This is a genomic window from Cyanobacterium aponinum PCC 10605, assembly GCF_000317675.1.
Classification (GTDB): domain Bacteria; phylum Cyanobacteriota; class Cyanobacteriia; order Cyanobacteriales; family Cyanobacteriaceae; genus PCC-10605.
Genome location: NC_019776.1, coordinates 2717945 through 2729992, shown reverse-complemented (window position 1 = coordinate 2729992; position 12048 = coordinate 2717945). Strand labels below are relative to the sequence as shown.

Annotated in this window: 11 protein-coding genes; 5 read left to right on the top strand and 6 right to left on the bottom strand. The window is 35.4% G+C overall.

Annotated features, from left to right (window positions below; all coding sequences use genetic code 11):
- Nucleotides 1-37: 37 nt before the first annotated feature.
- Complete coding sequence (thrB, locus tag CYAN10605_RS11430; RefSeq protein WP_015220099.1) at nt 38-949, bottom strand: homoserine kinase; 912 nt, start codon at nt 947-949, stop codon at nt 38-40.
- Between the two features lie 49 nt (nt 950-998).
- Nucleotides 999-1601, bottom strand: a complete 603-nt coding sequence (locus CYAN10605_RS11425) for a Tll0287-like domain-containing protein (protein ID WP_041922842.1) — start codon at nt 1599-1601, stop codon at nt 999-1001.
- Nucleotides 1602-1891: 290 nt separating this feature from the next.
- On the opposite strand from CYAN10605_RS11425, the gene CYAN10605_RS11420 reads away from it, so the two are divergent.
- A complete protein-coding gene (locus tag CYAN10605_RS11420) occupies nt 1892-2407 on the top strand; it encodes a hypothetical protein (protein WP_015220097.1) in 516 nt (171 codons plus the stop codon).
- Nucleotides 2408-2446: 39 nt separating this feature from the next.
- Nucleotides 2447-3334 (top strand): hypothetical protein, encoded by an 888-nt coding sequence (locus CYAN10605_RS11415; RefSeq protein ID WP_015220096.1) that lies wholly within the window; start codon nt 2447-2449, stop codon nt 3332-3334.
- A gap of 140 nt (nt 3335-3474) precedes the next feature.
- Here CYAN10605_RS11415 and CYAN10605_RS11410 read toward each other — a convergent pair whose 3' ends face one another.
- On the bottom strand, nt 3475-4509 hold the full coding sequence (locus CYAN10605_RS11410) for a ribonucleotide-diphosphate reductase subunit beta (RefSeq protein WP_199295581.1): 1035 nt from the start codon (nt 4507-4509) through the stop codon (nt 3475-3477).
- Between the two features lie 196 nt (nt 4510-4705).
- Here CYAN10605_RS11410 and CYAN10605_RS11405 point away from each other — a divergent pair, with 196 nt between their 5' ends.
- Nucleotides 4706-6490, top strand: coding sequence for a serine/threonine-protein kinase (locus tag CYAN10605_RS11405; protein ID WP_150108951.1), 1785 nt, complete (start codon nt 4706-4708; stop codon nt 6488-6490).
- Nucleotides 6491-6507: 17 nt separating this feature from the next.
- Here the strand turns inward: CYAN10605_RS11405 and CYAN10605_RS11400 are convergent, their stop codons facing one another.
- A complete protein-coding gene (locus CYAN10605_RS11400) occupies nt 6508-7656 on the bottom strand; it encodes a glycosyltransferase (protein ID WP_015220093.1) in 1149 nt (382 codons plus the stop codon).
- A 76-nt stretch (nt 7657-7732) separates the two neighbouring features.
- Here CYAN10605_RS11400 and CYAN10605_RS11395 point away from each other — a divergent pair, with 76 nt between their 5' ends.
- Complete coding sequence (locus CYAN10605_RS11395; RefSeq protein WP_015220092.1) at nt 7733-8419, top strand: Uma2 family endonuclease; 687 nt, start codon at nt 7733-7735, stop codon at nt 8417-8419.
- Nucleotides 8420-8704: 285 nt separating this feature from the next.
- Here the strand turns inward: CYAN10605_RS11395 and typA are convergent, their stop codons facing one another.
- A complete protein-coding gene (gene typA / locus CYAN10605_RS11390; protein ID WP_015220091.1) occupies nt 8705-10498 on the bottom strand; it encodes a translational GTPase TypA in 1794 nt (597 codons plus the stop codon).
- Nucleotides 10499-10908: 410 nt separating this feature from the next.
- On the opposite strand from typA, the gene CYAN10605_RS11385 reads away from it, so the two are divergent.
- A complete protein-coding gene (locus CYAN10605_RS11385) occupies nt 10909-11505 on the top strand; it encodes a chorismate lyase (protein ID WP_015220090.1) in 597 nt (198 codons plus the stop codon).
- Between the two features lie 51 nt (nt 11506-11556).
- On the opposite strand, the gene CYAN10605_RS11380 is transcribed toward CYAN10605_RS11385, so the two are convergent.
- The gene (locus tag CYAN10605_RS11380) at nt 11557-11766 is read right to left on the bottom strand and encodes a hypothetical protein (protein ID WP_015220089.1); all 210 of its coding nucleotides are present in this window, start codon (nt 11764-11766) and stop codon (nt 11557-11559) included.
- Nucleotides 11767-12048 lie beyond the last annotated feature (282 nt).

Genomic DNA, 12048 nt, shown 5'->3' with positions numbered 1-12048 from the left:
TAAAATTGTCAGTTAACTATTAACTATTAACTATTAACTATTCACTAATTGCTCCCTGAGTGTTCAGATTAAGGCATTTGACGATCGCATTTACACCTAAACTAGCCCAAGTTTGTGCCATAGCCTGAGTAACAGTTTCTTGATGTTGCTCACTGGTAAGAGCCAGTAAAGTAGGCCCCGCCCCACTAATTACCATACCATATCCCCCACCTTTGACAACGGCTTGATAAATCTCGTCATAGCCTTTGATTAAACTTTTACGATAGGGTTGATGAAGTTTGTCTTCTAATGCTTCTCTCAACCAATCTTCGTTTCCTGTCTCTAAGGCTTTAATTAACAAGCCTAAATGGGCTATGTTATAAACAGCTTCACTATAAGTTAAATGAGGGGGTAAAACTTTTCTAGCGGATTCGGTAGATAATTCAAAGTCGGGAATAGCAACTATAAATTTGATCTTTTCATGACAATTAATAGGGACAAAATGCCAATTTCCTTTTTCTCCTACAGATAAAATACAATTACCGAGGAGGGCAGGTACAACGTTATCGGGATGTCCTTCTAGTGCGATCGCCATTTCTAGTAATTCTGTTTGGGTTAATGAATTAGAAGAAAAGTGATTTGCCCCTAATAACCCCGCAATAATAGCTGTTGCAGAACTTCCCAAACCTCTGGCTAAGGGTACATTGATTTTAATAGAAATGTTAACTTTAGGAGGAGTTAAATTAAGTTGTTGATAATAGTAAAGAAAAGACTGATATAAAAGGTTATTTTCATCTAAAGTAATTTTATCTGCCCCTTCCCCTTCAACGGTAAAGGTTGTATCATCTTGACTCAAACTAAATGCAAACTCATTATAAAATTCTAGTGCCGCCCCAATACAGTCAAAACCTGCCCCTAAATTAGCGGTGGTTGCAGGTACTTTTACAACAATAGAATCAGGGTTACTCATGCAATAATCTCTCCAAAAGCAAACATAAATTATTGTACCCTTAAAGATGTTAGTTGTCTTTTAAAGCCTCGATAGCATCTTCGGGAATAAATACCGAATACATACCTCTTAAATCTCCCACATGGAAATTATAGGCTAAATCTTGAGGATATTTTTGTTGAACAAAGCTAGGACGCTCATTTTTTAAGCCATGACAAGCTAAACAACTTGATTCTACGTTAATACGGCGATAATATTTTGTGCCTTTGACTCCATCTACAATTTCTGGTTGCCAAAATCCTTTTAGATTTTCGTCTTGTTCAAATTTGGCTAATGCCATGACTTCCTGTAAATTTTGGGGAGCATGGTTAGGATTACGATATTTTTTCGCTATTTGCTTTGTTTGCCAACCATTTTCTTCCCCCAGTTGTTTCATCTTCATACCCACTGGTTTACACACTTGTTTAAAAGTATCTGGAGTTGGTTTGTCTGGGGTTGATTCCAAAAAACTAGCAAGATGCGATCGCATTTCATCCAAATTTTCAATTTCTGTCACTGCTTTTCCCAAATCATTGGGAAGGGTATCCGCATGAAGTATCTTATTCCCACCACTAAACCAAATTAGAGAAACACAAAGAATGCTCAACACCATTTTCCATAATTTTTTTATCATAAAGACCTCAAAATTTAAAGCTACAATATCAATTATATAACTCAATAACCATATGGTTTTAATTAAACGTAAGATAGGCTCGGTTAGTAGTAAGGGCTCGGTTTCATTATTTCAAGAACGTTTAAAACCTCTAAAGGGGTAACTACAAACTTTCTTTTATTTAATTGGCTCTACTTATCATCGCCAGTAAACAAAAATGCACTCCTAGCTTATCTATATTTTTTATTTACCTAAAATTTTCTGAAAAATCTCAATATAATATTGCTATCAAGATAAATTTAACTGAGCCAATGTTTAAGAAAAAAATATCTCATTTAATAGTTTCTGTTTCTTTACTTTTTCTATTAACATTAACTGCTTGTTCTCCTCAACCTCCTTCTCGTTTTGAACAAGCACAACAAGATAGTATTGCCGCAGGAAATAAAAACACGGCGGTGAGTAAAGATGCTGTTAAAGGGGCTAGTTTTAATCAATTTTTTCCTGTTAGTAGTGGTGATTATGAACGGGTTTTCACTCAAGAAAAAACAGGTTTTGTTCAAGCAAAATTAAAATTTCAAGGGCAAGATGTTGCTACCTTAGCTATTTTTGATACCATCAGCAATCCCACTGCTAAAAACGATTTTGCCAATGCCACAGAAACAATTAAGGGCTTTCCCACTGTGGAAAAGGGGTCTAATAACACTGCTGTTTTAGTAGGCGATCGCTATCAAGTAAGTATCAGATCCAGTGATCCTAATTTTACCGCAGAAGAAAGAAAAGAATGGTTAAATAAATTTGATTTAGCCAATTTAGCTCAACAAAAATAAACAAAAAACAGCATTTTTTAATATTCAAAAAAAAATATCATGAGCAAAGCAATTTACGAATTAGTTAACGAATTACCCCAAAATAATATTACGACTTTAGCTCTAAAAAGTCTGGATAAATTCATCCCCGGACAATGGGAAAATATTACGAATTTTGAAGAAATGATTCGTCAGGTAACAGGGGAAAACGATGAAGAAATGATCCAAAAAATAGGCGATCGCGCTGTCTGGTTATTTAACGATAAGACTCAAGGGTATCAAAACGCCCTTTGGCTATATCAAACCGTAGATAAAACCGATTACGCTTTAGGGGCGGCGGCATTAGCCAATAAAGTAGGAGAAAAAATCAAGTTACTAGGTTTCCTTAACCGTCTCACCCCCAATAACGAAAAAGCCCAAGCCATCGATTTAGCCATTAAATTAGTGGTGGAAGTGGTGGCATTTTGTCAGATTAACGGTTTACCCGGAGATAGCATTAGTGACTTTGTCAAAGCATTAGGAGAATACGAAAAAGAAGCCCTAATTCGTATGGGAGGGTTAGTTTGTTTTGATGGTTTAATTCCCTTTGGAGGAGATTTTATCCTGCAAATCGAGTCAACCTTGAATAATCTTTCAGGAAAAGAATTGAGTAATAATTCCTCTTTTTCTCAAGTTAGTCGTTTAATTCCGGGAGATAATCCCGCAGGACAATTACAATTTATTCACGATAGCTTTTCGGCGGTAAAAGGTTGGATGACAGGATTTGTCGCCAATCATAGCCTAACCAGAGATAAACTCTTAAGCAGTCTTCATAATTTTATTGAATTTTCTGAGGATCAATTTGACTATGTGGCCGCCTTTCTTGATATGTCCACTAATTATTTTGAACACACAGGCACTCAATCCATTGCTAAAAGTTTAATTTCTCGTGCTATGTTTGAAGTTTAATGCTTTGGCATCATAGCAAAGGGCAAAGGGCAAACCCCCCTTCATCCCCCCTCTCGAGGGGGGAAGGCAAGGTAAATAGTTTATAATTAAAGATTAAGAATTAAAAGCTCCTAAACCTAGCACCCTAAGCCCTTATCTAATTAAATTTCTTCCCAACCAGCAACTCCAGAAGACATCACATAGCTAGTAACACTAGACTCAAAGAAATTAGCTTTAGTATTACCATCTTTTTTCGTGTCTGAGAATTTTTCTAAATGGGTGTAAGGACTTTTGCTATACTCAGGATCTGTATAGAGAGGATCAAGTCCGATCGCTCTTAGTCTAATATTTGCTAGATATTTTGTATAGCGTTCTGTGCTTGATTGGGTTATTCCTAGGATATTATCCCCTACAATGTGATTAGTCCAACGACATTCATGCTGTACCGCAGTATCAAACATTTCATAAATTTGATCAAGAGAATGTGGAAACGATCGCATCGCTTCAGGGATCAATCTTTGATATAGTCTAACGTGGGATAATTCATCACGATTAATCATTTTGAATATATCTGCACTCCCGGGCATCAACATTCTTGCGGCGAGATTATAAAAGTAAATAAAGCCGTTATAGAAATAGAGACTCTCTAATAAATAATCAGCTAACAAGGCAATAAAATAATTCTCCTCAGTGGGATTATCAATGTATTTTTGATACATCCGAGCAATAAATTCACACCTACCTGCTAATACTTTATCTGTACGCCAAAAATCATATACCTTATCTCTCTTTTCACTGGGAATAATGGTTTCAATCATGTATTGATAAGCGTGATTGTGCATCCCCTCTTGAGAAATTTGTTCTGCCATACATAAGCTGATTTCAGGGGCAGTAATGGAACTTTTTAAGTGGGGGATATTGCAGGTTTGAACAGAGTCTAAGAAGGTTAAATATGATAAAATCCCCTCAAAGGCACGACGTTCATCATTAGTCAAATTCCAGTAATCTGTGACATCTTGTGTAATATCTAGTTTCTGGGGAATCCAAAAATTTTCCCGCATCTGTTGATAAAGTCCAATCGCCCATGAATAGCGTACATCATTAAGTTGCATCAAGTTTGTAGTGTTACCGAACCAAATAGTTCTGTTTTCGATGCGATCGTCCCCTTGGGGGTTAAAAATCGGTGTTAGGGGCATTCTATGTTTATTTTCTGGGAATATGGCGACCATAAATAAATGTTTCAAAAATATAATTGCGGTGTAAATTAAAATTATAACTTTCTATGACTTGTAATAAACACAGTTTACAAATCTCTATGTATTGTAAGATACATAATGTCATTATTACATGATAAACTCAAAATTTACGTCGGTTCGTTGTGAGATAAAATCCGTGCAAAATTCACACTACAGAATAGTTGGTTTGGCAGGAGAAGGACAATTTGGGAAAGTCTATGCCGCTATACATCGTCAAACAGGAGAATTAGTGGCACTGAAAGAATTAAATCCTTTTAAATTCTCGACAAAAAAATTCTTAAGAGAGATTCGCATTTTACTAAGTTTAGATCATCCTAACATTATTCGTTGTTATGGAGTAGAGCATTATCAGGACAAAAGATATTTAGTCACAGAATATTGCGATGGAGGCACTTTAAGAGATTTACTCGCTGCAAATAATAATAGGGTGAATATTGAATATAAGCTAAAAATCATTATCGATATATTAGAAGGTTTAAGTCATGCTCACAAAGAGGGAATCATCCATCGAGATTTAAAGCCAGAAAATATTTTACTCTCCGTTACTTCTCAGGGATGGAAAGCTAAAATTTCCGATTTTGGTATCGCTAAAATTGAGGTTGAAGATGCGATCGCAAACATTAGTAATATGGGTGATACTGGTTCTCCTGCCTATATGGCACCAGAGCAATTTTACGGTAAATATTCTTATGGGTCTGATATTTATTCTGTGGGTATTATCTTATATGAGTTAATTACAGGAGTTCGTCCTTTTTCTGGCACTCCTTCAGAAATAATGTTTGCCCATTTAAACAGACAACCCAAATTTCCTAAAAATTTATCTCCCAATTTGCGTTTAATTTTAAGAGAAGCCTTACAAAAATTACCACAACATCGTTTTCGCACCGCCTCAGAAATGAAAGCACAAATTTTACAATGTGTTTTAGATTTAGAAAATAAAGATGTTGGTTTCTATGAAGAAATTAGAAAAAAGCCCCTTTATTTAGAATTAATACAAGAAGAACTAAATGATAAAGAAGACATTATTTGTTTAAAAACTCAAGGCAACTTATTATATCAAACCAGTGCAAAAAAAGTAACGGTTAAAACATTTAATTTTCATCATCAAAAAATTAATTTTTGCTTTAAAAATAACTATCTTTTTCCTGAGAATATTATTGATTTAAAAATCATTAATAATGGCTGTGTTGTTGTTACCAAAGATAGCAAAGAAAGAGATGTATATAAACTCCATTTATGTCAAGATAAAAAAAGAAGTTTAATTCATATAAAAAGTGATTATTTTCATTATGGAATAGATAGTAATTGTCGTTGGTTTGCGGTGACGAAAACTGAGGGTAATGAGCAGGGCTTTCAAATAATCAAAACACAAGATTTATCCCCGATTACTCCTTTAATTACTGATTTTATTCCCTCAGAAATTATTATTCTTGATTCCTGTCATGGAATTGTTATTTATACTCAAAATGATATTGATAAAAACCGAACTTATTTTAGATTATTTAACCGTCGAGGAGTTTGGTATGATACTTATACCGTATTTTTACCATTAAGAAGAATCGTTTATCATTCCCGACATTCTAAGACTTTATTGGCAGGAGAAAGAAAAACAAATAATTTAATTTTGCTTAAGTTTTATCCCTTTTCTGTTAAGCGCATTCCCCTTCATTTTTACCCAGATTTTTATTATCCCATGACCACCGGCTTTATTTGTGCTAGTACTTCGGGAAATGTTGCTTTATTAAATTTAGAGGGAAACTTACTAGGTTTATCCCATTTTCAACATAATATAAGAGCGATCGCACCTTTAAATGAAGATACCATTATTACTATCACTGGGGATAATAGTGAGCAAAAACAACTAATTTACCGCTTTAAAACCATTAAAAATAATAAAGTTATTCCTATTAATTTTTCTTAGCATAAATACAGTTTTTACTAAGCAAGACTAATAAGAAACTGATGGGCGAAATTGTGGATATTATGAATATTGCGATAGCTTTCCTGCATTTTTTTTAACTTGCATCTCGTTTCCTGACAATGAAAAACTTTTTCTATATGTTGCCACACAGATTCAGGATTTTCCCAACTAATTATTAAATTATCTAAACCAAATTTTAACAATTCCCTTGCCATCCAAGTATTCGTAGTTGTTAAAGGAATATTTCCCGCCATAACTGCCTCAGTGAAAACACCTGATGTTCTCTCTTGATATGCGATCGCATCATAGGGTATCAACATAATATCAGTTTTTTGCAACCAATGAATATAATCGAGACGAGACAAATTATCATCAGTAGTAATAACTTTTACTCCCCCATTAATAGAGATTAAATCAGCACTTTTTGCTGTAACTAAAACGAAATTATCGCCATTTTTTATCGGATAGTCTGCCAAACTTCTAATTACTTGCCATCCTTTCTCTTCACGAGGAGGACCTGCCCACCAACAAATGATAGAATTATTTTCAAGATCCCTATTTTTATCCACAAATTCTGTATGAGGAATAGGCATTACCGTAAAACTTTCATTAAAATACTTCTCCATAGAATTAGCCAATAACTCGCTGTCACTAAAAAGATGGAAATGGTCTTTTTTTACAGACTTTTTGAGAAGTTTATTTAATAGTTTATATATGCCTTTAGTTTTATGCTGATGAAAATTATGACGATATAAAACCCAAATATATAAATTATCCTTTGGCAAATTATTAATAGCTAATAATAAAGAAAATAATTGTAAATGAATAAACCTTTCAACAAAAATAATTATCGGTTGATTACTATTAGAAATTAGCCTTTGTTCCAGAAAAATTTTGATAGTTTTAGCAAATAAATCTACATCCTTAATAGTTTGAAAAATATTAGCTTTTTCTTCTAGTTGATTACCCTTAACACAACCCTGCCAATGAGAAGGTAAAGAAGGTAAATTATCCTCCGTTGAATAAATAACTTCATGGTGCCACCCCAAAATATTCATCGCCTTAGTAATTGACTGATGATAGGGGATAATATGCCCTTCCCCTCCCATTAAATTGGGTATTAAAGAAATAAACAGAGGATTATTTTTTGTTTGGCTATTAATCATAAAGTTGAGTTCAGAATTGGGAGTTAAAATTAAATATAGAATATCCCCTTTAACAATTATATATAGATTGTCTATTATGACTCTCTCCGTAGAACATCAAATCATTTATCCCGAAAGCGATGGGCAACCGATGGCAGACAATACAAAACAATTTCGCTGGATTGTATTTTTGAAAGAAAATTTGGAATGTTTATTTGCTAACAACTCTAATGTATTTGTCGCCGGTGATTTACTCTGGTATCCCCAACAGGGAAAACCTGATATTCGGGTTGCCCCCGATGTTATGGTAGTATTTGGTAGAGCTAAAGGTGATAGAGGTTCTTATCGTCAATGGGAAGAAGATAATATCGCCCCTCAAGTGGTATTTGAAATCATCTCACCCAGCAACACCATGAAAGAAATGTTGAAAAAACAGCAATTTTATGAACGTTATGGGGTCGAAGAATATTACATCTATGATCCTGATCGCCATGACTTCACTGGATTTCAACGAATCAATGATAAATTAACCCTCATCGATCATATTAATACTTGGATTAGTCCGAGATTGGGGATAAAATTTGTCTTCACCCAAGAAAATTTAAAAGTCTATTACCCCGATGAGAGTCCGTTTTTAACCACCATTGAATTAAAACAAAAGGCAGATGCGGAAAAACAACGGGCGGACATGGAAAAACAACGGGCAGATTCAGCCGAGTTGGAATTAGAAAAATTAAAACAGTTTTTGCAACAACAAGGTATTGATTTACCCAAATCTGAGTAACCTCAGTTCGATTTAAGAATATCCGATAAGGTTAGGTGTTAGGGTGATGAGGGGAGAGGGTGAGAGGGGGAAGTAGGGGCTGAATATATTTTTAACGTCAGTTCGGGTTAAGGCAATTTTATCGTTATTTCTAAGAAGCTATAAGGTTTTCTGACTAGGAGAAAATAAAATAACGCTTTCAGCTTATCCAAAACTCAGGTTGAGCAACAAATAATGGTGGGCAATGCCCACCCCACAATAAAAAATAAAAGTGAAACAGGCATCTTGCCTGTATTATCCAGAGATTTATCTTTTAGCTAATTTCTTACTAGGTAACTTGCGTAAACGAATAGACTCAGGAGTAACCTCCACTAACTCATCAGGTCCAATATATTCCAACGCCCTTTCTAAAGTCATTTCTACAGGAGTTTGCAACTGCACTAATTCATCCCCTGTGGCAGAGCGATGGTTAGTTAACTGCTTAGTTTTACAAACGTTTAACTCTACATCTTGGGCACGGTTACTTTCTCCGATAATCATACCCTTATAAACTTTAGTACCGGGGTGAATGAAGAATACTCCTCTGTCTTCAGCGTTTTTCATAGCGTAGAAAGTAGAAACACCCTCTTCAAAAGCGATTAAAACACCGTTGTAACGGGTTTCTAACTCACCAACTAAAGGACGATATTCATGGAAACTATGGTTCATGATACCTTCACCCTTAGTCATGCGAATGAACTCACCACGGAAACCAATTAAACCCCGTGCAGGAATAATAAATTCCATCTGAGTACGTCCATTGCCACCAGACTGCATATCTTGCATTTCAGCTTTTCTTTGACCTAAACGCTCAATACAGCTACCCTGAGCCTCTTCTGGAACGTCTAAAACGAGATATTCAAAGGGTTCGTAGGGTTGTCCATTGACTTCACGGTAAATAACTTGAGGCTGAGATACTTGGAACTCAAAACCTTCACGGCGCATATTTTCGATGAGGATACCTAAATGTAACTCACCACGTCCAGAGACGATAAATTGTTCTGCAGATTCACCATCTTCTACCCTTAAAGCTACGTTGGTTTCTAACTCACGGGTAAGTCTGTCTCTGATTTGACGAGAAGTAACGAATTTACCTTCTTGCCCTGCAAAAGGAGAGTTATTAACAGAGAAGGTCATTCTTAAGGTAGGTTCATCCACCTTAATTAAAGGTAAGGCTTGAGGTTCATTGGGGCAAGTGATAGTTTCACCGATATTTGCATCAGAAAAACCAGCAACCGCTACGATATAACCTGCACTAGCTTTTTCTAATTCAACTCTTTGTAAGCCTTCAAAGCCTAATAATTTGCTAATTCTGGCTTTAACCATGCTACCATCTTCTTTCATTAAAGCCGCTTGTTGTCCTGCTTCAATGGTTCCATTATGGATTCTGCCAATGACAATACGTCCTAAATATTCGGAATAGTCGAGGGTGGTAACTTGTAATTGTAAAGGCTTTTCGGGATCTCCTGCTGGGGGTGGAACATGGTGTAAAATTGCCTCAAATAGAGGTTGCATATCCACTTCCTCATCATCGAGGTTCGCTTTGGCAAATCCTGCTAAACCAGAGGCATAAAGGGTGGTAAAATCGCATTGATCATCATCTGCACCTAGTTCGACAAATAAGTCAAATACTTTATCTACAGCAGTATCAGGTTCAGCACGGGGGCGATCGATCTTATTAACAACAACAATAGGACGTAAACCTTTTTCAAGGGCTTTTTTGAGTACAAAACGGGTTTGAGGCATAGGTCCTTCATTGGCATCCACAATCAAGATACAGCCATCAACCATTCCTAAAACTCGTTCTACTTCACCACCAAAGTCAGCGTGGCCGGGGGTATCAACAATATTAATTAAAGTATCTTTATAACGTACTGCGGTGTTTTTAGATAAGATGGTGATTCCTCTTTCTCTTTCAATATCATTGGAATCCATCACGCAGGTGGGTATTTCTTCTCCTTCTCGGAAGATACCAGATTGTTTTAATAAAGCATCAACTAAAGTGGTTTTGCCGTGGTCAACGTGGGCAATAATCGCAACATTGCGAATGGGGAGAGACATAAATATTATTTAACTTAATGTAATGATTATTCATATATCCTTTTCATCTTAACCGATCATTGTTATTTTTTGTTAAATTGTTTACCTATTTTGACTTGTCTAAGCTAGGACTCTCAAAAAAAGTCAGGATGAGTTCACCTGATTTAAGTAACCTTAGTTTGGGGTTAGGAGCTCGGAGGTGATGAGGTGATGAGGTGATGAGGGGAGAGGGAGACGTAGGGGCGAATGGCCATTTGCCCGTACAGGGTTTCAGGTTTTAGAAGAAAGTAATGAGTAACGAGTAATTATCAACTATTCAGTATTCACTCAGAAATGAAAATTTATCCCGAACTCAGGTTAAGTATCTCGAAAAATAGCCATCACTCTCTCATATTGCTAAGATAATATTAAGTTTTGTAAAGACAAGAGGCATGATTTTGAAAACGGAAAACATCGTAACCTCATGGCATAAATTGGAGAATATTTGGCAAGGAGGAGAGGAATTAGTCAAGATAGGTTTACCTCATAGTCAACTTGCACCCCCATGGCAGATACTTTTATTGGGGGATGGTTCACCCACTCGACACTTAAGACTTTTAACCAGTGAAACCATTAAAGTTGACATCATTGATATGTCATTGGTGGGTAATAGTCATGATAATGCACCTGCTGATATAGAAAAAGTACCAGGTCCTAGACTCAGAAGGCAAGTATGGTTAAAAACTGCTAGTGGTAAGAGATTAGCTTATGCCTCTTCTTGGTGGGAAGCTAGTCAGGTAGATGATTATTTACAAAATCGCAATTTACCTATTTGGGAGAGTTTATCTAGCCTACACACTGAGTTATACCGAGACATTCAGGGGATTTATTATGGTCATAGTCAAGCCTTAGAAGAAGGTTTTGGGGAAAAAGGCGCATTTTGGGGGCGACATTATCTTTTTTGGCACGCTAGAAAGCCTTTAACCCTAATTTACGAAGTTTTTTCTCCTTATCTTACTAAATATTTAGGAGATATGAATTATAGTTAAAGTATTGTTTAATTCCAATCTAACTAAGTTTTGTAACAAAAATAGTAGTGATTATTTTAATTTATGAGAAATGGACAAACCACCCTTAATAATTTGCTTTAAGATAGGTTTTGCCATTTTTGCTGTGGCTGGAATTACTACTGTGCCTACTAAAATTGCTCCTAATCCTGCTAAAGCGGTGCGATCGCCTCTATTATGATCTTCAATAATTTCTTTTAAATGTAAACTCAAAACCGATTTATCCCAATGAACAACAGACATTAGCTATTCTCCTAATTAATAAAACTTATTATATATTGATTTTATTATTGCATAAGATTTGCATTTGTAAAGAGGATAAGGTTAAATTTTATCAACAGGAGTATTTTCCTCTGCTTGTTGTCTTCTGCCTTTTGCTTAACTCTTCCTGATGATTTAGATGGTTTCTAGCTTAATAATTAAGTTAAATAATAATTAAGTTAAAACAGACATATTGCTGTGTAATTTAAAATCTTTTGCAAAACTAAACTGTGTTATTCCATATATTTAGTAATTATCATTAAG

Excerpts from the sequence above, each read along its gene's own strand:
- CYAN10605_RS11385 (WP_015220090.1), top strand. The coding sequence starts at position 10,909 with ATGATTTTGAAAACGGAAAACATCGTAACCTCATGGCATAAATTGGAG.
- thrB (WP_015220099.1), bottom strand. The coding sequence starts at position 949 with ATGAGTAACCCTGATTCTATTGTTGTAAAAGTACCTGCAACCACCGCT.
- CYAN10605_RS11425 (WP_041922842.1), bottom strand. The coding sequence starts at position 1,601 with ATGATAAAAAAATTATGGAAAATGGTGTTGAGCATTCTTTGTGTTTCT.
- CYAN10605_RS11380 (WP_015220089.1), bottom strand. The coding sequence starts at position 11,766 with ATGTCTGTTGTTCATTGGGATAAATCGGTTTTGAGTTTACATTTAAAA.
- typA (WP_015220091.1), bottom strand. The coding sequence starts at position 10,498 with ATGTCTCTCCCCATTCGCAATGTTGCGATTATTGCCCACGTTGACCAC.
- CYAN10605_RS11400 (WP_015220093.1), bottom strand. The coding sequence starts at position 7,656 with ATGATTAATAGCCAAACAAAAAATAATCCTCTGTTTATTTCTTTAATA.
- CYAN10605_RS11395 (WP_015220092.1), top strand. The coding sequence starts at position 7,733 with ATGACTCTCTCCGTAGAACATCAAATCATTTATCCCGAAAGCGATGGG.
- CYAN10605_RS11410 (WP_199295581.1), bottom strand. The coding sequence starts at position 4,509 with ATGCCCCTAACACCGATTTTTAACCCCCAAGGGGACGATCGCATCGAA.
- CYAN10605_RS11415 (WP_015220096.1), top strand. The coding sequence starts at position 2,447 with ATGAGCAAAGCAATTTACGAATTAGTTAACGAATTACCCCAAAATAAT.
- CYAN10605_RS11420 (WP_015220097.1), top strand. The coding sequence starts at position 1,892 with ATGTTTAAGAAAAAAATATCTCATTTAATAGTTTCTGTTTCTTTACTT.